Source organism: Streptomonospora arabica, assembly GCF_039531585.1.
Classification (GTDB): domain Bacteria; phylum Actinomycetota; class Actinomycetes; order Streptosporangiales; family Streptosporangiaceae; genus Streptomonospora; species Streptomonospora halophila.
The window spans coordinates 483,024-502,742 of the sequence record NZ_BAAAQI010000003.1 but is presented as its reverse complement, the minus strand read 5'-3'; the positions used below and the strand labels follow the sequence as shown (position 1 = coordinate 502,742).

The 19,719-nt window shown below is 71.8% G+C and carries 20 protein-coding genes; 18 read left to right on the top strand and 2 right to left on the bottom strand.

Annotated elements, in window-relative coordinates; all coding sequences use genetic code 11:
• Window positions 1–432 precede the first annotated feature (432 nt).
• From ABD284_RS08415 to ccsB, 4 genes are read left to right on the top strand one after another with little or no spacing between them, the layout of a single operon-like run.
• The gene (locus ABD284_RS08415; protein ID WP_344141983.1) at window positions 433–1,086 is read left to right on the top strand and encodes a TlpA family protein disulfide reductase; all 654 of its coding nucleotides are present in this window, start codon (window positions 433–435) and stop codon (window positions 1,084–1,086) included.
• Window positions 1,083–1,907, top strand: coding sequence for a cytochrome c biogenesis CcdA family protein (locus ABD284_RS08410; protein ID WP_344141982.1), 825 nt, complete (start codon window positions 1,083–1,085; stop codon window positions 1,905–1,907). Before ABD284_RS08415 ends, ABD284_RS08410 begins: the two co-directional genes overlap by 4 nt.
• Window positions 1,904–3,538, top strand: a complete 1,635-nt coding sequence (gene resB / locus ABD284_RS08405; protein WP_386698945.1) for a cytochrome c biogenesis protein ResB — start codon at window positions 1,904–1,906, stop codon at window positions 3,536–3,538. The genes ABD284_RS08410 and resB overlap by 4 nt, the downstream gene beginning before the upstream one ends.
• 3 nt (window positions 3,539–3,541) lie before the next feature.
• Window positions 3,542–4,606, top strand: a complete 1,065-nt coding sequence (gene ccsB / locus ABD284_RS08400; protein ID WP_344141981.1) for a c-type cytochrome biogenesis protein CcsB — start codon at window positions 3,542–3,544, stop codon at window positions 4,604–4,606.
• 125 nt (window positions 4,607–4,731) lie between these two features.
• Here the strand turns inward: ccsB and ABD284_RS08395 are convergent, their stop codons facing one another.
• Both ABD284_RS08395 and ABD284_RS08390 read right to left on the bottom strand, forming a co-directional pair.
• Entirely contained in the window at window positions 4,732–5,082 is a 351-nt protein-coding gene (locus tag ABD284_RS08395; RefSeq protein WP_344141980.1) for a PLD nuclease N-terminal domain-containing protein, read from the bottom strand.
• 117 nt (window positions 5,083–5,199) lie between these two features.
• Complete coding sequence (locus ABD284_RS08390; protein WP_040275033.1) at window positions 5,200–5,400, bottom strand: BldC family transcriptional regulator; 201 nt, start codon at window positions 5,398–5,400, stop codon at window positions 5,200–5,202.
• 380 nt (window positions 5,401–5,780) lie between these two features.
• Between ABD284_RS08390 and ABD284_RS08385 the strand changes: the two genes are divergently transcribed.
• The 14 genes from ABD284_RS08385 to nuoK all read left to right on the top strand — a co-directional run bounded on the left by ABD284_RS08385 (window position 5,781) and on the right by nuoK (window position 19,710).
• Entirely contained in the window at window positions 5,781–6,224 is a 444-nt protein-coding gene (locus ABD284_RS08385) for a DUF4229 domain-containing protein (protein ID WP_344141979.1), read from the top strand.
• Between the two features lie 141 nt (window positions 6,225–6,365).
• Window positions 6,366–7,076 (top strand): demethylmenaquinone methyltransferase, encoded by a 711-nt coding sequence (locus tag ABD284_RS08380; RefSeq protein WP_344141978.1) that lies wholly within the window; start codon window positions 6,366–6,368, stop codon window positions 7,074–7,076.
• A gap of 387 nt (window positions 7,077–7,463) precedes the next feature.
• Window positions 7,464–8,768 (top strand): geranylgeranyl reductase family protein, encoded by a 1,305-nt coding sequence (locus tag ABD284_RS08375; RefSeq protein WP_344141977.1) that lies wholly within the window; start codon window positions 7,464–7,466, stop codon window positions 8,766–8,768.
• 150 nt (window positions 8,769–8,918) lie between these two features.
• Entirely contained in the window at window positions 8,919–9,278 is a 360-nt protein-coding gene (locus tag ABD284_RS08370; protein ID WP_344141975.1) for an NADH-quinone oxidoreductase subunit A, read from the top strand.
• An 87-nt stretch (window positions 9,279–9,365) separates the two neighbouring features.
• Window positions 9,366–9,926, top strand: a complete 561-nt coding sequence (locus tag ABD284_RS08365) for a NuoB/complex I 20 kDa subunit family protein (protein WP_344141973.1) — start codon at window positions 9,366–9,368, stop codon at window positions 9,924–9,926.
• Window positions 9,923–10,702: an NADH-quinone oxidoreductase subunit C gene (locus ABD284_RS08360; protein ID WP_344141972.1), complete on the top strand. Its 780-nt coding sequence runs from the start codon at window positions 9,923–9,925 to the stop codon at window positions 10,700–10,702. Before ABD284_RS08365 ends, ABD284_RS08360 begins: the two co-directional genes overlap by 4 nt.
• Window positions 10,699–11,997 carry an NADH-quinone oxidoreductase subunit D gene (locus tag ABD284_RS08355; protein WP_344141971.1) on the top strand — a complete coding sequence of 433 codons (1,299 nt, stop codon included), beginning with the start codon at window positions 10,699–10,701 and terminating at the stop codon, window positions 11,995–11,997. Before ABD284_RS08360 ends, ABD284_RS08355 begins: the two co-directional genes overlap by 4 nt.
• Entirely contained in the window at window positions 11,994–12,698 is a 705-nt protein-coding gene (gene nuoE, locus ABD284_RS08350; protein ID WP_344141969.1) for an NADH-quinone oxidoreductase subunit NuoE, read from the top strand. Before ABD284_RS08355 ends, nuoE begins: the two co-directional genes overlap by 4 nt.
• Window positions 12,695–13,993: an NADH-quinone oxidoreductase subunit NuoF gene (nuoF, locus tag ABD284_RS08345; RefSeq protein WP_344141967.1), complete on the top strand. Its 1,299-nt coding sequence runs from the start codon at window positions 12,695–12,697 to the stop codon at window positions 13,991–13,993. The genes nuoE and nuoF overlap by 4 nt, the downstream gene beginning before the upstream one ends.
• A gap of 52 nt (window positions 13,994–14,045) precedes the next feature.
• Window positions 14,046–16,565: an NADH-quinone oxidoreductase subunit G gene (locus tag ABD284_RS08340; protein ID WP_344141966.1), complete on the top strand. Its 2,520-nt coding sequence runs from the start codon at window positions 14,046–14,048 to the stop codon at window positions 16,563–16,565.
• Window positions 16,562–17,926: an NADH-quinone oxidoreductase subunit NuoH gene (gene nuoH, locus ABD284_RS08335; protein ID WP_344141964.1), complete on the top strand. Its 1,365-nt coding sequence runs from the start codon at window positions 16,562–16,564 to the stop codon at window positions 17,924–17,926. The genes ABD284_RS08340 and nuoH overlap by 4 nt, the downstream gene beginning before the upstream one ends.
• Window positions 17,919–18,470: an NADH-quinone oxidoreductase subunit NuoI gene (nuoI, locus tag ABD284_RS08330; protein WP_344141962.1), complete on the top strand. Its 552-nt coding sequence runs from the start codon at window positions 17,919–17,921 to the stop codon at window positions 18,468–18,470. Before nuoH ends, nuoI begins: the two co-directional genes overlap by 8 nt.
• Window positions 18,467–19,423 carry an NADH-quinone oxidoreductase subunit J gene (locus ABD284_RS08325; RefSeq protein ID WP_344141961.1) on the top strand — a complete coding sequence of 319 codons (957 nt, stop codon included), beginning with the start codon at window positions 18,467–18,469 and terminating at the stop codon, window positions 19,421–19,423. Before nuoI ends, ABD284_RS08325 begins: the two co-directional genes overlap by 4 nt.
• A complete protein-coding gene (gene nuoK, locus ABD284_RS08320; protein ID WP_311542944.1) occupies window positions 19,411–19,710 on the top strand; it encodes an NADH-quinone oxidoreductase subunit NuoK in 300 nt (99 codons plus the stop codon). Before ABD284_RS08325 ends, nuoK begins: the two co-directional genes overlap by 13 nt.
• The last annotated feature ends 9 nt before the right edge of the window (window positions 19,711–19,719 follow it).

Genomic DNA, 19,719 nt, shown 5'->3' with positions numbered 1-19,719 from the left:
GACGGGCTCGCCGCAGCGAGCGGCGCGCTCGGGTGCGCCCCGCGCCCGATGTGCGAAGTGCCGCTGCGGTGCGGGGCGCTGCGACAGCCCCTACTCGGCGGGCTCCGCCGGTGTCGCCGAGCGGGGGCTGTGCCGCTCTCGTGAGGCCGAGGAGGGAGGCAGGGCGGCCCCCTGCCGACCGACGGGAACGCAGCGAGAGCGGTGCCGGGGCGCCGCGCGATAGGACGGCGATCCATCAGAACGCCGTGAGTGGCCTGCGGCGTCGCCCGCCGGGGGCGGTGTGATCCGCCATCGCCCCGCGGGTGGGCGCACGCGCCCGGACGGCGGACCGGGCGGGATGGGTCGGGGGGCCCGAAGGGGTGCCGGAGCGTCTACTACACTTTGTCGTTGATGCACCTGTCACCCTGCCTCCTCCCCGACTGAGGTCCGCCGATGCCCAGGAAGACCCGCGTCCGGGTACTCGCCGCAGCGGCCGCCGCGGTGTCCCTCGCCGCAGGCTGCGCCCAGAGCGGGACCGCGCAGAGCTCGGGAGGCGGCGGCGAGTCCCAGGAGGACCGCTACGTCGCCGGCGACGGCTCCAGCACCGCATTCGCGCCCGGCGACCGCGAGCCCGCCCCCGAGGTCTCCGGCGAGACCCTCGGCGGTGAGGCGGTCAGCCTCGCCGACTACCGCGGCGACGTCCTGGTCCTGAACTTCTGGGCCAGCTGGTGCGGGCCCTGCCGTTCCGAGGTCCCCGTCCTCAACGAGGTCCACGCCGAGAACAAGGACGCCGGCGTCGCCTTCCTCGGTGTGAACATCAAGGACAACCGCGCCGCGGCCCAGGCCTTCGAGGAGAACCAGGACGTCGAGTACCCCAGCCTCTACGACCAGCCCGGCAAGGTCGCCCAGGCCTTCCGCGACACGGTGCCGCCGGCCGCCATCCCCAGCACCCTGGTCGTCGACCGGCAGGGCCGCATCGCCGCCCGGGTGATCGGCGAGACCAGCTACAACGAGCTGAGCGAACTGGTCGAGCCCGTCGCCGCCGAGAAGGGCGGAGCGGCGGCCGGCGCCTCCGCCGGCAGTCCCGGCACCCCGGACCCGGCATGATCGCCGAGACGGTCCAGCACGGCTCCCTGCTGCTCGCCGCCCCGCTGGCGCTGGCCGCGGGGCTGGTGTCGTTCCTGTCGCCGTGCGTGCTGCCGCTGGTACCCGGCTACCTCTCCTACGTCACCGGGCTCAGCGGGGCCGACATCGCCGCCCGGCGCCGCACCCGCGCGGCGGCCCGAACCGCCGGCGGCGACCCCGCCGCCGAGCCGGAGGCCGGGCCGGTCGACGCGGTGCTCCAGCGCCGCCGCGGCACCATGCTCGCGGGCAGCCTGCTGTTCATCGCCGGATTCAGCGCCGTCTTCGTGGCCGTGGGCGTCTTCGTCGGCGGCGTCGGCGGCCTGCTGCTCGACTACGCCGAGCCGATCACCCGCGTCCTGGGCGCCGTGACCGTCCTGCTCGGCCTGATGTTCATGGGCGCGGTGCCCGGACTCAACCGCGAGATCCGCATCCACCGCGTCCCCGGCGCAGGCCTGGCCGGGGCCCCGCTGCTGGGCGTGGTCTTCGGGCTGGGCTGGACGCCCTGCATCGGGCCGACCCTGGCGGCGGTGCAGACCCTCGCCTTCACCGAAGGCAGCGCCGGCCGCGGCGCGCTGCTCTCGCTCGTCTACTGCCTGGGCCTGGGACTGCCGTTCGTGGCCGCCTCCCTGCTCTACCGGCGCGCCCTGGGGGCCTTCGAGCGCGTCAAGCGCCACTACCGGGCCATCACCGTCGCCGGCGGCGCGATGCTCGTGGCGGTGGGGCTCCTTCTGGCCACCGGGCTGTGGACCGACATCACCGCGTTCATGCAGCGGTGGGTGGCCGACTACACGACGGTGATATAGCAGTGGCTTTCGAACCGACCTCCGCATCCGAGCCGGCCGCCGCCGAGACCGGCCGCCCCGCCGACCCGCAGCCTCCCGTGCCGGGCGCGCTGTCCGTGCTGGGCTGGGCGCGCTGGACGTGGCGCACGCTCACCTCGATGCGCACGGCGCTGATCCTGCTGTTCCTGCTGGCGGTGGGTGCCATCCCGGGGTCGATGCTGCCCCAGCGCGGCGTCAGCGTCGAGCAGGTGAACAACTACTTCACCGAGCACCCCGACCTCGCGCCCTGGCTGGACCGCCTCTACCTCTTCGACGTCTACTCCTCGCCCTGGTACGCGGCGATCTACCTGCTGCTGTTCGTGTCGCTGACCGGGTGCGTGCTGCCGCGCGCGCTGGCCCACTACCGGGCGATGCGCGCCCCGCCGCCCCGTACCCCCCGCAACCTGGGCAGGATGCCCTACTCGGCGTCCTTCACGACCGCGGCCGGCCCCGAGCAGGTGCTCGCCGGGGCACGCGGCCTGCTGACGCGCCACCGCATCCGCACCGAGACCGACGGCCGCACCGGAGCGCGGTCGGTCTCGGCCGAGACCGGCTACCTGCGCGAGACCGGCAACGTGCTGTTCCACCTGGCGCTGCTGGCCCTGCTCGCGGCGCTGGCGACCGGGTCCTTCCTCAGCTACCGCGGGAACATGCTGGTCGTCGAGGGCGACGGGTTCGCCAACACCGTCACCTCCTACGACTCCTACTTCCCGGGTACCGCCGTGGACCAGGAGGACCTCCAGCCGTTCTCGTTCACCGTGGAGGACTTCGACGTCTCCTACGTGCAGGAGGGGGAGATGAGCGGGCAGGCCGCCTCCTACACCGCAGACCTGTCCTACCGGTCCTCGCCCGAGGCGCCCGAGCGCGACCACCGGCTGGAGGTCAACCACCCGCTCTCGGTCGACGGCGCTCAGGTCTACCTGCTCGGGCACGGCTACGCGCCCGAGTTCGAGGTGAAGAACAGCGAGGGCGAGGTGGTGTTCGACCAGCCGGTGCCGTTCATCGCCCGCCAGGAGCGCACCTTCACCTCCGACGGAGTGGTCAAGGTGCCCGACGCCGGCGAGCAGCAGCTGGGGTTCACCTCGGTCTTCCTGCCCTCTGCCGCGAAGGGCCCCGGCGGCGACCTCGTCTCCGACTTCCCCGCCGCGCGCGACCCGGTGGTCACCCTGACCGGCTACCGGGGCGACCTGGGCCTGGACAGCGGCGCCTCGCAGTCGGTGTACCAGCTGAACACCGAGGACATGAACCGGCTCGGCGAGTCGCCCGAGCTGCGGCCGGGCGACTCCTGGAAGCTGCCCGACGGCGCCGGCACGGTCACGTTCACCGGCTACAGCGACTACATCAGCATGCAGGTGAACAGCAACCCCGCCCGGCTTCCGGCGCTGGCCGCGGCATCGACGGCGGTGCTCGGACTGCTGGCGACGCTGTTCGTGCGCCCGCGCCGGGTGTGGGTGCGGGCCCGGGCGCGCGAGGACGGGCGTACCGTCGTCGAGGTGGCAGGCCTGGGCAAGAGCGAGAACGCGGCGCTGACCGCGGACTTCCACAGCTTCGCCACCTCGCTGAGAGACCGGCTGCGGGAGGGTCCCGCTACCGAGACAGGCACGAAGGAGTAGCCGGTGGTGCACACGCTCGCCGCGGACACGGCGATGGACAGCCGGATGTCCTCGATCAGCGACGGACTGATCATCGCGATGATCGTGGTCTACGCGATCGCGCTGTTCCTCTTCGCCATCGAGGCCGCATACGGGCGTCGGCGCAAGCTGCGCGCCAACCGCCTGATGCCGGCCGCCGCCGGCGCGGCCGCCGCGCCGGGCGGAGCGACGGCCTCCGCCGGCGGAGGCCCGGTGGAGCTGGACCTCGACGCGGACGGGAGCGGCACCGACGACATGTCGGTCAGCGTGCGCCGCGAGGAGCCCGAGGCCAGCGCGGCCCAGCACGTCGTGGGCAGCGTGGCGGTGGTCGTCACGGCACTGGGATTCCTGCTCAACGCGGCCCAGATCACCACCCGCGGCCTGGCGGCCGACCGGTGGCCGTGGGGCAACATGTTCGAGTTCGTGGTGGCGATCTGCCTGTGCAGCGTGGCCGCGTTCCTGTTCGCGGTCGTGCGCTACCAGGCCCGCTTCCTGGGCACCTTCGTGCTGGTCCCGGTGGTGCTGCTGCTGGGGATCGCCGCGCGGTGGCTCTACAACGAGGCCGGTCCGGTGATCCCGGCGCTGCACTCCTACTGGATCGCGATCCACGTCTCGGCGGCGATCGTCGCCACCGGCGGGTTCATGGTGGCGGGCGCCGCAGCGGTCGCCCATCTGCTGGCCAACCGCGCCGAGCTCCAGCGCGCCGCGGGGCAGCGGGTCGCGGGCGTCGCCGCCAAGCTGCCGGCGGCCGAGCTGCTGGACCGGGTGTCGCACCGCTTCATCGTGCTGGCGTTCCCGCTGTGGACGTTCGCGATCATCGCCGGCGCGATCTGGGCGGACGAGGCCTGGGGCCGCTTCTGGGGCTGGGACCCCAAGGAGGTGTGGTCCTTCATCACCTGGGTGGTGTACGCGGCCTACCTGCACGCCCGCGCGACCGCGGGCTGGCGCGGCTCCACGGCCACCTGGATCGGGCTGGCCGGCTTCGCCTGCCTGCTGTTCAACTTCTTCGCCGTGAACTTCGTCTTCAGCGGCCTGCACAGCTACGCCTGACCCGCGGGCTCAGCGACGCCCCCGCGCTCCGGCCGCACGTCCTGTGCGCCGTGCCGCCGGAGCGGGAACCGGCGGAGCGTGCGGCGCGCCCGGTCGGGCGTTCCGCACGCTCTTTCGGTGCAGCGCTACTCCTCGGGGTTGATGCGCCGGTTCAGCTTGCGCAGGAACTCCGGGTCGTCGTCCGGGCCGAGTGGTCGATCACGGTCGGACGACTGGTTGAAGTCCGCGGGATCGAGGTGGTCCAGCGAAGCGGTCTGGGCGGTCGGCGCCGCGGGTTCGGGCGCATCCGACTCCCGAGGGCGGCCCAGGAACAGCCAGAGCAAGGGGCCGACGGGCGTGAACAGCGCGATGATGATCAGCCAGAGGATCTTGGGCAGATTGCGTACTTCCGCTGCGGGACTGGTGAGCGCGTCGAAGAACGCGTATACCCAGACCACGATCGTGAGCAGCGTGATTAGGCCAGCGAGCCACACCATGGTTTCAGCCTATCCGGGATCGTCCGAGGACGCTCCGCACGAACGCGGGAGCCCGGTGGTGGCGGGAGCGGGGCCGCCTGATGGGCTCCGACGCGCATGCGGCGGTGCGGACGGCGGTCAGGGCGTGGACTCTGTCGGTTCTCCGTGCAGCAGGGCGCGGACTTCGGACTCCCGGAACCTGCGATGGCCTCCGGGGGTGCGGATGCTGCTGATCCGCCCCGATGCGGCCCACCGAGTCACGGTCTTCGGATCGACTCGGAAGAGGGAGGCCACCTCTCCAGGGGTCAGCAAGCGTTCGCTTCCTCTTTCCACCTTCACAATCCCCCTTCGGGCCCGCCAGTCGACTTGGGGGGAGGCGGGCGTTTGATCCCCTAGTGTGCATGAGTTAGTCCGTTTCCTCCCTAGTTTTCGTAAAAACAGAGAGGAACTGGGGTCGGGCACCCGATATGTGACCGGAACGTAACCTCCAATTCGGAAGGCCGGATCGCATCGATCCCATGACCGGTTCCGTGTCGCCCGAGGCGCCGCGGACGACCCCCGCACCGGGGGGTGCGCGCGTCCGCCGGTGTCAGGGCCGTACCCTGGCAATGAGCCGAACCGCCGGCACGCGCGCACGGCCTGCGCGGGTGCTCGGCGCCCCCGGCCGTATCGCCCGGTCCTCAATCTATTGCCGAATGATCCGTTGTGAGGCGGTTTTCATGCGTAGCGTCCTCGCTTACACCGCGGCGCGCCTGCTGCTGTTCGCGGTGACCTTCGCGATCCTCTACCTGCTGGGCGCCCGAGGGCTGCTCGCCGCGGCGATGGCGGTGCTGATCAGCGGGCTGGTGAGCTTCGTGCTGCTGTCACGGCAGCGCGACGCGGTGTCCGGCGCCGTCGCCGGCGGAATCGGCCGCCTGCGCGGGATGGGGCGCCGCCTTGAGGCGGGCGCCGCCAAGGAGGACGAGGTGCGGGGCGCCGAGGCGGCGGAAGCCGCCGCGGACGGTGCGGCCGCCGAGCGGGACGGCGGCGAGGGCGAAGCGCGTTCCCGGACCGGGACCGCCGACGCGGACGCCGGACAGCCGCACGAGCCGGAGGCCGGCGGGACCGCCGGGGGAGCCCCCGAGCCGGCTCCCCGGACGGACACCCGCCAGGAGGCGGGCTGAGCGCCGGCGGCCCCCCGCGGCCCCGTCCCGTAGCGCCCTGTACCGCGGCCCGCCCGGGTCACAGCGGGAACATCCCCGGTTCGCGCACGGCAGGCCGTGTACGCGGTGCCGCCCACTCCGCGGCGGCTCTAGAGTGGACGCATGACCCGCGCTGAGCTCGACAAGCGGCCCGCCGACGTCGCGAGCATGTTCGACGGCATCGCCGACCGCTACGACCTCGTCAACGACGTCATCTCGCTGGGCCAGGACCGCCTGTGGCGGCGCGCCACGGTGCAGGCCGTCGACGCCTACAGCGGCGAACTGGTCCTGGACCTGGCCGCGGGCACCGGCACGTCCTCGGAGTCCTTCACCCGCAAGGGCGCGCGCGTCGTCGCCTGCGACTTCTCGCAGGGGATGCTCCGGGTCGGCGCCCGCCGCCGCGGCGGCGCCTCGCGCCGCGGGGTCACCTTCGTCGCCGGCGACGCCCTCTCGCTGCCCTTCGCCGACGAGACCTTCGACGCGGTCACCGTCTCCTTCGGGCTGCGCAACACCAACGACTGCGACCGGGCCCTGCGCGAGCTGCGCCGGGTGACCAAGGTCGGCGGCCGCCTGGTGGTCTGCGAGTTCAGCCACCTGCCGGTCGGCGCGCTGGACCGCGTCTACGGCACCTACCTGATGGGTGCCCTGCCCAAGATCGCGCGGCTGGCGACCGACCGGACGGAGGCCTATGAGTACCTCTCCGAATCGATCATGGACTGGCCCGACCAGCGCGCGCTCGCCCAGCGGCTGATCGGCGCCGGCTGGGAGTCGGTGGCCTGGCGCAACCTCACGTTCGGCGTGGTGGCGCTGCACCGGGGCCACCGCCGCCGCTGAACCGGCCCACCGCGACCGCCCTACCGCGCCCCCGGAACCTCTCCAGCGCCGCGAACGCCGTGTTCGCGGCGCGTTGTCGTATTTCGGTGCTTCCGGGATAAACCATGATAAATCGGACGTAGGTTTGCCTTACTTTTCCTGCTGGTGAGTCGAACGCCGCTTTTGTCGGCGAAAGCGGCGAAACAAGATGAATGCGCCTTGGGGGTCGCCCCAGCAGCACGAAAGGTCTAGACTCTGGATCACAGGGGCTTGTGAAGCCCTTCACAAACAGACGAGTCGTACATAGCACCCCGGCTCCGCCGGAAATCCAGCCGCAAACCAGCCGCGAAGCGCCGTGCGCGCACCCCCGAGGCGCACCACCGCGCCATGCACGCCAAGGACCAACTCGTGACCGAGACAGCACCCGCCCCCCTGTCCGTCCGGGGCCGGCCTGAGGCCGAGGCCGACGTCATCATCGTCGGAGCCGGGCCCGCCGGATCCACGGCCGCCTACTACCTCGCACAGTCCGGGCTCGACGTCCTCCTGCTGGAGAAGACGGCGTTTCCGCGGGAGAAGGTCTGCGGAGACGGCCTGACGCCCCGCGCCGTCAAGCAGCTCACCGCGATGGGCGTCTCGCTGGAGGACAAGGGCTGGATCCGCAACCACGGGTTGCGCATCATCGGCGGCGGCGTGCGGATCGAGCTTCCCTGGCCCGACCTCGCGGAGTACCCCGGCTTCGGCCTGGTGCGCACCCGCGAGGACTTCGACGAGATCCTCGCCGAGCGCGCGGTCTCGGCCGGCGCCCGCCTGCTGCAGCGTACGAACGTCACCGGTCCGGTGATCGACCCGCGCAGCAACCGCATCGTCGGCGTCACCGCCAAGAACGCCGACCGCGAGCCCGTCACCTACCGCGCACCCCTGGTGGTCGCAGCGGACGGCAACTCCTCGCGGCTCTCGGTGGCCATGGGCATCCGCAAGCGCGACGACCGCCCCATGGGCGTCGCCGTGCGCACCTACTTCACCAGCCCCCGGCACGAGGACGACTACCTGGAGTCCTGGCTGGAGCTGTGGGACAACAGCGAGGGGCGCGAGGTCCTGCTGCCCGGATACGGCTGGGTGTTCGGCGTCGGCGACGGCCGGAGCAACGTCGGGCTGGGCATCCTCAACTCCACCTCCTCCTTCCAGGACGTGGACTACCGCTCGCTGCTGCGGCGCTGGACCGCCGGCATGCCCGCCGAGTGGGGGTTCACCGAGGAGAACCAGGACGGCAAGATCCGCGGCGCCGCGCTGCCCATGGGCTTCAACCGCGTGCCCCACTACACGCGCGGGCTGATGCTCGTCGGCGACGCCGGCGGCATGATCAACCCGTTCAACGGCGAGGGCATCGCCTACGCGATGGAGGCCGGCCGCATCGCCGCCGACGTCGTCGTCCAGGCGCACGCCCGGCCCACCCAGCAGGCCCGCGAGCGCACGCTGCTGAGCTACCCGCGGATCCTGTCGGAGACCTACGGCGGCTACTACACCCTGGGCCGCTGCTTCGTGAAGATGATCGGCAACCCGGAACTGATGAAGTACGCCACCAAGTACGGGCTGCCGCAGCGCACCCTGATGCGGTTCGCGCTGAAGATGCTCGCGAACCTCACCGAGCCCAGCCGCGGCGACGCCATGGACCGCGTGATCAACGGTCTGTCCAAGATGGCGCCGGCGGCCTGAGGCGAAAGGCGGAGACATGCACACCGTCGAGCCATCGCACCGTTCGCGCGAGTACGTGAACGCATTCACAAGCGAGCGTGCAAACGCCGCGCCCGTGTGCGGGGCGCCGGAGTCGGCACGCCCCGCGGGCATTGAGGGGAACGCCTAGCCATGGAGCTGTACGCACCGGTATTCGTCCTCGCCGCCATCGGAGCCGCGTTCGTCGGGGTCTCGATGGTCGCCGGCGCCGTCGCCGGGCCCAAGCGCTACAACCGCGCCAAGATGCAGGCCTACGAGTGCGGCATCGAGCCCACGCCCCAGCCTGCCGGCGGCGGCCGCTTCACGATCAAGTACTACCTCACGGCGATGCTGTTCATCGTCTTCGACATCGAGATCATCTTCCTCTACCCGTGGGCCGTGCACTTCGACGAGCTCGGTGTCTTCGGGCTGATCGCGATGGTGCTGTTCCTCGTGAACGTGTCGATCGCCTACGCCTACGAATGGCGGCGCGGCGGACTGGAGTGGGAGTGAGCACCCGGGCGCGCCGAGCGGCGCCCCGACACCGCGAGGCCGCGGACCGACGCACGCAGACGACGCACCAGAAAGGGGGTTCGCCGGATGGGGCTTGAGGAGAAACTGCCCAGCGGCATCATGCTGACGACGGTCGAGCAGATCGCCGGGCTGGTGCGCAAGAGCTCGATGTGGCCGGCCACGTTCGGACTGGCCTGCTGCGCCATCGAGATGATGTCGGCGGGCGGACCGCACTACGACATCGCCAGGTACGGGATGGAGAAGTTCGGCGCCACGCCGCGCCAGGCCGACCTGATGGTCGTGGCGGGCCGGGTCAGCCAGAAGATGGCCCCCGTCCTGCGCCAGATCTACGACCAGATGCCCGAGCCCAAGTGGGTCATCGCCATGGGCGTGTGCGCTTCCAGCGGCGGCATGTTCAACAACTACGCGATCGTGCAGGGCGTCGACCACGTCGTGCCGGTCGACATGTACCTGCCCGGATGCCCGCCGCGGCCCGAGATGCTCTTCGACGCCGTGCTCAAGCTGCACGACAAGGTGCAGAACGAGAAGCTCGGCGCGCACCGCAAGGCCGAGATCGAGGAAGAGGAGGAGCGCCGGCTGCGCCGGGAGCTCCCCCTGCTGAACCCGAGCGAGGTGGCGGGACGGTGAGTCTCAACGGCAACGGCAACGGCAGCCGCCCCGACCGCGACGAGGAGCACGCCGAGCAGGAGGAGAACCTCCCGGCGCGCGCCGGTGAGGAGCGCCTCAACGCGCCCGTCGCCCGCACCGGGATGTTCGGCGCCAAGACCACCGGCGACACCTCCGGCTACGGCGGGCTGCTGGTGCGCAAGACGCCCCGCGCCTCCTCCCGGCGCCCCTTCACCGACCCCGACGACCCGCGCACGGCGTCCTTCGACGGGATCGCCGACGCCCTGGAGCGGGCGCTGGGCGCCGAGGGCGCGCCGGGCACCCGGGCGGTCGAGCGGGTCCTGGTCGACCGCGGCGAGATCACCTTCCACGTGCGCCGGGAGAACCTGCGCGAGGTCGCCCGCCTGCTGCGCGACGACCCCGACCTGCGGTTCGAGCTGTGCACCGGTGTCAGCGGAGTGCACTTCCCCGACGACACCGGGCGCGAGCTGCACGCGGTCTACCACCTGCGCTCGCTCACCCACAACAACGAGATCCGCGTCGAGACGGCCTGCCCCGACGCCGACCCGCACGTCCCCTCGGTCGTCGAGGTCTACCCGGCCAACGACTGGCACGAGCGCGAGGCCTTCGACTTCTTCGGGATCGTCTTCGACGGGCACCCGGCGCTCACCCGCATCGAGATGCCCGACGACTGGCACGGCCACCCCCAACGCAAGGACTACCCGCTCGGCGGGATCCCGGTCGAATACCGCGGTGCAACCATTCCGCCGCCGGACGAGCGGAGGTCATACCAATGACGAACGTCACAGAGGACTACATCGACGCCTCCGGCGGCGACTGGGACGAGGTCATCGCCAAGGCGCAGGGCAGCGACGCCGAGCGCCTCGTGGTCAACATGGGCCCGCAGCACCCCTCCACCCACGGAGTGCTCCGGCTCATCCTCACCCTGGACGGCGAGACCTGCACCGAGGCGCGGGTGGGCATCGGCTACCTGCACACCGGCATCGAGAAGAACATGGAGTTCCGGACGTGGACGCAGGGCACCACGTTCGTGACCCGCATGGACTACCTCACGCCGATCTTCAACGAGGTCGCGTACTGCCTGGCGGTCGAGCGGCTGCTGGGCATCACCGACCGCATCCCCGAGCGGGCCGACGTCATCCGGGTGCTGATGATGGAGCTCAACCGGATGTCCTCGCACTTCGTGGCGATGGCGACCTTCGGTATGGAGCTGGGCGCCACCACGGTCATGACCAACGGGTTCCGCGAGCGCGAGATGGTGCTCGACATCTTCGAGCTCATCACCGGCCTGCGGATGAACCACGCCTACATCCGCCCCGGCGGCGTCGCCCAGGACCTGCCCGACGGGGCCGTCGCCAAGATCCGCGAGCTGCTGAAGGAGATGCCCAAGCGCATCACCGCGATGCGCAAGCTCCTCGACGCCAACCCGCTCTACCTGGCCCGCACCCGCGACGTCGCGCACCTGGACCTGTCCGGGTGCATGGCGCTGGGCGTGACCGGCCCGCTGCTGCGCGCCTCGGGGCTCGCCTGGGACCTGCGCAAGGCCAAGCCCTACTGCGGATACGAGAACTACGAGTTCGACATCCCGGTCTCCGACGGCGGCGACGTCTACGCGCGCTACCGCGTGCGCATGGCCGAACTGGACCAGAGCCTGCGCATCGTCGAGCAGTGCCTCGACCGGCTGCGCCCGGGCCCGATCATGATCGACGACGCCAAGATCGGCTGGCCCGCCCGGCTGGAGCTGGGCGACGACGGCCTGGGCAACTCGCCCGAACACATCGCCCACATCATGGGCGGCTCGATGGAGGCCCTCATCCACCACTTCAAGCTCGTCACCGAGGGCTTCCGGGTCCCGGCCGGGCAGGCCTACGCCGCAGTGGAGAGCGCCAAGGGCGAGTTGGGCTGCCACGCCGTCAGCGACGGCGGCACACGCCCCTACCGCGTGCACTTCCGCGACCCCTCGTTCAACCACCTGCAGTCGGTCGCGGCCATGTGCGAGGGCGGATCCGTGGCCGACGTGATCGCCGCGGTGGCCAGTATCGACCCCGTGATGGGAGGGGTGGACAGGTGAGCAGCACCTTTACCGACGAAGTCCGCGGGCGGCTGGAGGTCGACGCCAAGGAGGTCGTCGCCCGCTACCCGCGCGAGCGCTCGGCCCTGCTGCCGCTGCTGCACCTGGTGCAGGCCGAGGAGGGCTACGTCTCCCAGGCCGGCATCCGGTTCTGCGCCGAGCAGCTGGGCCTGACCACCGCCGAGGTCACCGCCGTGGCGACGTTCTACACGATGTACAAGCGCCGCCCCACGGGCGAGTACCACGTCGGGGTGTGCACCAACACGCTGTGCGCGGTCATGGGCGGCGACGAGATCCTCGCCGGCCTGAAGGAGCACCTGGGCGTGGGCAACGACGAGGCCACCGAGGACGGCCGCGTCTCCGTCGAGCACGTCGAGTGCAACGCCGCCTGCGACTTCGCGCCGGTGGTGATGGTCAACTGGGAGTTCTTCGACAACCAGACCCCCGAGTCGGCCAAGCGGCTGGTGGACGACCTGCGGTTGGGCGAGGACGTGCGGCCCACCCGCGGACCCGAGCGGCTGTGCACCTTCAAGGAGGCCAGCCGCCTGCTCGCCGGGTTCTCCGACGGCCGCGCCGACGAGGGCACCCAGGCCGGCGAACCCTCCCTCCAGGGGCTGAGGCTCGCGCGCGAGCGCGGCTGGAGCGCCCCCGAGCCCGGCGCCGCGGGCGCCCCGACCGGAGACGAAGGGAGCGCCACGTGACCACCCTTACGCCGGTCCTCTCGGCCAACTGGGACCGCCCCGACTCCTTCACCCTGCAGGGCTACCGCGACGGCGGCGGCTACGAGGCGCTGCGCACCGCGCTGACCATGGAGCCCGACACGATCGTGGACCTGGTCAAGGCCTCCGGCCTGCGCGGCCGCGGCGGCGCCGGGTTCCCGACCGGGATGAAGTGGGGCTTCCTGCCCAAGGACAACCCCAACCCGCGCTACCTGGTCGTCAACGCCGACGAGTCCGAGCCCGGCACCTGCAAGGACGTGCCGCTGATGCTGGCCAACCCGCACGCCCTCATCGAGGGTGTCGCGATCTCGGCCTACGCCATCCGCAGCAGCCAGGCGTTCATCTACGTGCGCGGCGAGGTCCTGCACGTCATCCGCCGCCTCAAGCGGGCCGTCGAGGAGGCCCGCGAGGCCAACCTGATCGGCCCCGACGTCCTGGGCAGCGGGTTCGACCTGGACGTGGTCGTGCACGCGGGCGCCGGCGCCTACATCTGCGGCGAGGAGACCGCGCTGCTGGACTCCCTGGAGGGCTACCGCGGCCAGCCCCGGCTCAAGCCGCCGTTCCCCGCCGTGGCCGGGCTCTACGCCTCGCCCACCGTGGTCAACAACGTCGAGTCCATCGCCAGCGTCCCCGGCATCGTCGGCAACGGCGCCGAGTGGTTCACCTCCATGGGCACCGAGAAGTCCGCCGGGTTCGGCTTCTTCTCCCTCTCGGGCCACGTGCGCCGGCCCGGCCAGTACGAGGCGCCGCTGGGCATCACGCTGCGCGAGCTGCTGGACATGGCGGGCGGCGTGCGCGAAGGCCACGAGCTGAAGTTCTGGACTCCCGGCGGGTCCTCCACCCCGATCTTCACCGACGAGCACCTCGACACCCCGCTCGACTTCGAGTCCGTCGGTGCGGCCGGGTCCATGCTGGGCACCCGCGCCCTGCAGATCTTCGACGAGACCACCTGCGTCGTCCGTGCCGTCGGCCGCTGGATCGAGTTCTACGCGCACGAGTCCTGCGGCAAGTGCACCCCGTGCCGCGAAGGCAACTACTGGATGGTGCAGGTGCTCGACCGCCTCGAACGGGGCGAAGGCACCGAGGCCGACCTGGAGAAGCTGCTGGACATCTGCGACAACCTGCTGGGCCGCTCCTTCTGCGCGCTCGGCGACGGCGCCGCCAGCCCGGTGATGAGCTCCATCAAGTACTTCCGCCAGGAGTACATCGACCACGTCACCCGGGGCGGCTGCCCGTTCGACCACCGCAAGTCGACGGTGTGGGGAGGCACGGCATGACCGCGGCGCCCGCGCCCGCAGCGCCGGCGGCGCCGGCAGGAGAGGAGGAGCAGTGACCGTCACGACCAACAGCGCCTCGGGCGGCACTCCGCCCGCGCAGCCGGAGGACCTGGTCACCGTCACCATCGACGGCTTCCAGATCCAGGTGCCCAAGGGAACCCTGGTCATCAGGGCCGCCGAGCTGCTGGGCATCCAGATCCCGCGCTTCTGCGACCACCCACTGCTCGACCCGGTGGGCGCATGCCGCCAGTGCCTCGTGGAGATCCCCGACGCCGGCAACGGGCGCGCCATGCCCAAGCCGCAGGCCTCCTGCACCATCGCCGTCATGGAGGGCATGGTCGTCAAGACCCAGCTCACCTCTGATGTGGCGGAGAAGGCCCAGCGCGGGATCATGGAGTTCCTGCTGATCAACCACCCGCTGGACTGCCCGGTCTGCGACAAGGGCGGCGAGTGCCCGCTGCAGAACCAGGCCATGGCCAACGGCGGCGGCGAGACCCGCTTCCTGGACGTCAAGCGGACGTTCCCCAAGCCGATCCCGCTGTCGACGCAGGTGCTGCTGGACCGCGAGCGCTGCATCCAGTGCGCCCGCTGCACCCGGTTCTCCGCGCAGATCGCCGGCGACCCCTTCATCGAGCTGCTGGAGCGCGGCGCCGACGAGCAGGTGGGCATCGCCGAAGGCGAGCCGTTCCAGTCCTACTTCTCCGGCAACACCGTGCAGATCTGCCCGGTGGGCGCGCTCACCGGCGCCGCCTACCGGTTCCGGTCCCGGCCGTTCGACCTCGTCAGCACCCCCAGCGTGTGCGAGCACTGCGCCGCCGGGTGCGCCCAGCGCACCGACCACCGGCGCGGCAAGGTCACCCGGCGCCTGGCAGGCGACGACCCGCAGGTCAACGAGGAGTGGAACTGCGACAAGGGCCGGTGGGCGTTCAAGTACGCCAGCCAGCCCGACCGCCTCACCCACCCCCTGGTGCGCGACGAGGAGAGCCGCGCCCTGGAGACCGCCTCCTGGCCGGAGGCCGTGACCACCGCCGCGCAGGGCCTGGCCCGGGCGCGCGACCGCGGCGGCCGCGTCGGCGTGATCACCGGCGGACGGCTCACACTGGAGGACGCCTACGCCTACGCCAAGTTCGCGCGCGTAGCGCTGCGCACCAACAGCGTCGACATGCGGTCCCGCCCGCACTCCGAGGAGGAGGCCGACTTCCTGGCCGCCCGGGTGGCGGGCACCGGGCTCGGGGTCTCCTACGAGGACCTGGAGACCGCCCCGGCGGTGCTGCTGGCGGGGTTCGAGCCCGAGGACGAGTCGCCGGTCGTGTTCCTGCGGCTGCGCAAGGCGCACCGCAAGCACGGCACCCGCGTCTTCGCCGCCGCCCCCTACGCCACCCGCGGGCTGACCAAGGCGGGCGGTCGGCTGATCCCCACGGCGCCCGGCGCCGAGCCCGACGTGCTGGGCGAGCTGGGCGACGCCGACTCCGAGGCGCTTGAGGCGCTGCGCCGGACCGGCTCGGTCATCCTCGTCGGCGAGCGGCTGGGCGCGATCCCCGGTGCGCTCTCGGCGGCCGCGCGGCTGGCCGACCGCACCGGCGCCCGCCTGGCCTGGGTGCCGCGCCGCGCCGGTGAGCGCGGCGGCGCCGACGCCGGCGCGCTGCCCAACCTGCTGCCCGGCGGGCGGCCGGTCTCCGACGCCACCGCCCGCGCCGAGGTCGCCCGCACCTGGAGCGTCGGCTCCCTGCCCGACCGCGAGGGCCGCTCCACGGCCGAGATCATCGAGGCCGCCGCGTCGGGCGAGCTGGAGGCGCTGCTGATCGCCGGCGTCGACCTCGACGATTTGCCCGACCCCGCCGCCGCCCGCGCCGCCCTGGCGCGCGTGCCGTTCATCGTGAGCGTCGAGATGCGCGCGAGCAACGTCACCGACCGGGCCGACGTGGTGCTGCCGGTGGCGGCCGTGGCCGAGAAGAGCGGCACGTTCGTCGACTGGGAGGGCCGCCGCCGCCCCTTCGGCGACACGCTGAAGAAGCCCGGCCTGCTGTCGGACCTGCGCGTGCTGTCGGCCGTCGCCGACGAGATGGACGTGCACCTGGGCCTGCCCGACGACGCCACCGCGCTGCGCGAGCTCGACCGGCTCGGCGCGTGGTCCGGCGAGCGCGTGCCCGACCCGCTGACCCGCGCGGCCGAGCGGCCCCGGCCCGGCAAGGGCGAGGCCGTGCTGTCGACCTGGCGCCAGCTGCTGGGCAACGGCCGCATGGAGGACGGGGAGCCCTACCTGGCCGGGACGGCGCGCCCGGCCCTGGCCCGCGTCTCCGCAGCCACCGCCGCCGAGGTCGGACTGGCCGACGGCGGCCGGCTGCGTGTCAGCGGCCCGGCGGGCGCGGTCAGCGTTCCCGCCGTCGTCGCACCCATGCCCGACCGGGTCGTGTGGCTGCCGGAGAACGCCCGCGACTGCGACGTCCACCGCGACCTGGGCGCCGCGGGCGGGGCCGTCGTCGCCGTCTCCGCCGAGAGCGGCGAGCAGGGCGAGGGCCATGCCGACCTCCAAGCCAGGATGTCCGCGACGAGTGCGGGGAGCGACCTGTGACTACGACAGCGCAGGCCGGCGCGGCCCTACCGGTGGCCGCCGAGGCCCAGCTGGACGCCTTCGGCACCGATCCCTGGTGGATCACGCTGATCAAGGCGCTGGTGATCTTCGTCTTCCTGATGGTCTGCGTGCTGATGATGATCATGGCCGACCGCAAGGTCATGGGCCGCATGCAGCAGCGCCGCGGACCCAACCGGCTCGGCCCGCTGGGGCTGCTGCAGTCCCTGGCCGACGGGGTCAAGCTGTCGCTCAAGGAGGACCTGATCCCGCGCGGCGTGGACCGGACCGTCTACATCGCGGCCCCCGTGATCGCCGCCGTGCCCGCCTTCATCGCCTTCTCGGTGATCCCGATCGGGCCCGAGGTGACCATGTTCGGGGTGCAGACCCCGCTGCAGCTCACCGACCTGCCCATCGCCGCGCTCGTGGTGCTGGCCACCGCGGCGGTCGGGGTCTACGGGATCGTGCTCGGCGGCTGGGCCTCGCAGTCCCCCTACGCGCTGCTGGGCGGGCTGCGCGCCTCGGCCCAGGTCATCAGCTACGAGATCGCGATGGGCCTGTCGTTCGTCGCGGTGTTCATGTACTCCGGCACACTGACCACCTCCGGCATCGTCGAGGCGCAGCGGCCGGTGTGGTTCGCGCTGATCCTGCTCCCGTCGTTCCTCATCTACATCGTCACGATGATCGGCGAGACCAACCGCCTGCCCTTCGACCTCGCCGAGGGCGAAGGCGAGCTGGTCGGCGGGTTCATGACCGAGTACGGGTCGATGAAGTTCACCATGTTCTTCCTCGCCGAGTACGTGAACATGGTGACCGTCGCCGCCGTGTCGGTGACCTTCTTCCTCGGCGGCTACCTCGCGCCGCCGCCGCTGACCATGTTCTGGGCGGGCGCGAACGACGGCTGGTGGCCCGCCCTGTGGTGGCTGCTGAAGTTCCTGCTCATGATGTTCCTGTTCATCTGGGTGCGCGGATCGGTGCCGCGGATCCGCTACGACCAGCTGATGCAGCTCGGTTGGAAGGTCCTCATCCCGGTCCAGCTGGTGTGGATCACCGCCGTGGCGTTCGTGCGCATCCTCGTCAACGAGGGGGCGCCCACCGGTGTGGTGGCCGCCGTCGTGGCCGGGTTCGCCGCCGCCACCGTCGCCTTCCTCGTCGCCTGGGCGCGTGCGGCGCGGCGCAGGCGCCGGGCCGAGGCCGCCGAGCGCCGGGAGGAGCTGCGGCTCATGCGCGAAGACCCCGCCTACGGAGGATTCCCCGTGCCACCGCCGAGCGCACCCCACTACGGCAGCAGCGTGCCGGCCGAGGGACCGCGATACGCCCCTCGTGCCCCCGACGACAAGCGTGAGGAGGTAACCGGTGCTTGACTGGCTCAACCCCGTCAAGGGGTTCGGCGTCACCTTCCACACCATGTTCACGAAGGTGCCGACCACCAACTACCCCGAGGTCAAGCGCGCGACCGCGCCCCGCTTCCACGGTCGGCACCAGCTCAACCGCTGGGCCGACGGACTGGAGAAGTGCATCGGGTGCGAGCTGTGCGCCTGGGCCTGCCCGGCCGACGCCATCTACGTGGAGGGCGGCGACAACACCGAGGAGGAGCGCTACTCCCCGGGTGAGCGCTACGGCCGCGTCTACCAGATCAACTACCTGCGCTGCATCCTGTGCGGACTCTGCGTCGAGGCCTGCCCCACCCGGGCGCTGACCATGACCAACGAGTACGAGATCGCCGACGACGAGCGCGAGAGCCTGATCTGGACCAAGGAGCAGCTCCTCGCGCCGCTGCTGGAGGACATGGAGGCGCCGCCGCACCCCATGCGCCTGGGCGAGTCCGAGGAGGAGTACTACCGCAGCGGCGCCACCCCGGCCGAGGCCGCGGTGGCGCCCCGGCCCGAGGGTGAGGCGAACACGTGAACGCCGACGTCCTCACCGGCGCCTCCGCGGCGCCGGGCAGCCCCATCGGCGGCGTCGAGGCGGCCGTCTTCTGGATCCTGGCCGCGGTGGTCGTCGTCGGCGCCCTCGGCGTGGTCTTCAGCCGCAAGGCGGTGCACTCGGCGCTGATGATGGCCATGGTCATGCTCGGGCTGGCCGCCTTCTACGGCATGAACCAGGCGCCGTTCCTGATGGTCGTGCAGATCGTCGTCTATACCGGCGCGGTCCTGATGCTGTTCCTGTTCGTGCTGATGCTGGTCGGTGTCAGCTCGGCGGACTCCCTGGTCGAGACGCTGCGCGGGCAGCGGGTGCTCACCGCGGTGGTCGCGGTGTGCTTCCTCGGCGCGCTGACGCTGGGCCTGAGCCGCATCACCGCCGCCGAGCCCGCGGGGCTCGCCGCGGGCATCGCCGCCGCCGGCGGCAGCGTCCCCTGGATCGCCGGCGAGGTGATCTACCGCTACATCATCGCCTTCGAGGCCACCGGCGCGCTGCTGATCACCGCGGTGCTGGGCGCGCTCGTGCTCGCCCACGTCAACCGGATCAAGAAGCGGCGCACGCAGCGGGAACTGGCCCGCGAGCGCATCCGCGGCGACCACCCCACACCGCTGCCGGGCCCCGGCACCTACGCGCGGCACAACGCCATCGACATGCCCGCGCTGCTGCCCGACGGATCGGTCTCGGAGCTGTCGCTGAACCCCGTGCTCACCGCCCGCGACCCCGGGCTCCAGTCGGGCGTGCCCAAGGACTTCCAGCTGGGGTCGATCCCCGAAGCGGGCGGCGCCTCCGACTCCGCCGCCTCCAAGGAGGCCGACCCCCTCGGCGCCGCCGACGGCGACGCCGCAACCGGCTCCGCCTCCGCCTCCGATCCCGGGGACGGCGGCAGCGGCGACGGCGACGCCAACGGACAGGAGGCCGAGCACACATGGACCCGATGAACTACATCGTGCTGGCCGCGGTCGTGTTCACGATCGGCGCCATCGGCGTGCTGGTGCGGCGCAACGCCATCATCGTGTTCATGTGCGTCGAGCTGATGCTCAACGCCTGCAACCTGGCGTTCGTCGCCTTCGCCCGCATGCTCGGCGACATCGAGGGCCAGGTCATCGCGTTCTTCGTGATGATCGTGGCCGCGGCCGAGGTCGTGGTGGGCCTGGCGATCATCATGCAGATCTTCCGGACCCGCAGGTCGGCGTCGCTCGACGACGCCAACCTGCTCAAGCACTAGAAGGCGACG

Bases quoted from the DNA above. Each gene is read 5' to 3' on its own strand.
- ABD284_RS08395 (WP_344141980.1), bottom strand. From the start codon at position 5,082: ATGGTGTGGCTCGCTGGCCTAATCACGCTGCTCACGATCGTGGTCTGG.
- ABD284_RS08385 (WP_344141979.1), top strand. From the start codon at position 5,781: ATGCGTAGCGTCCTCGCTTACACCGCGGCGCGCCTGCTGCTGTTCGCG.
- ABD284_RS08365 (WP_344141973.1), top strand. From the start codon at position 9,366: ATGGGGCTTGAGGAGAAACTGCCCAGCGGCATCATGCTGACGACGGTC.
- ABD284_RS08370 (WP_344141975.1), top strand. From the start codon at position 8,919: ATGGAGCTGTACGCACCGGTATTCGTCCTCGCCGCCATCGGAGCCGCG.
- nuoK (WP_311542944.1), top strand. From the start codon at position 19,411: ATGGACCCGATGAACTACATCGTGCTGGCCGCGGTCGTGTTCACGATC.
- ABD284_RS08415 (WP_344141983.1), top strand. From the start codon at position 433: ATGCCCAGGAAGACCCGCGTCCGGGTACTCGCCGCAGCGGCCGCCGCG.
- ABD284_RS08410 (WP_344141982.1), top strand. From the start codon at position 1,083: ATGATCGCCGAGACGGTCCAGCACGGCTCCCTGCTGCTCGCCGCCCCG.
- ABD284_RS08355 (WP_344141971.1), top strand. From the start codon at position 10,699: ATGACGAACGTCACAGAGGACTACATCGACGCCTCCGGCGGCGACTGG.
- ABD284_RS08380 (WP_344141978.1), top strand. From the start codon at position 6,366: ATGACCCGCGCTGAGCTCGACAAGCGGCCCGCCGACGTCGCGAGCATG.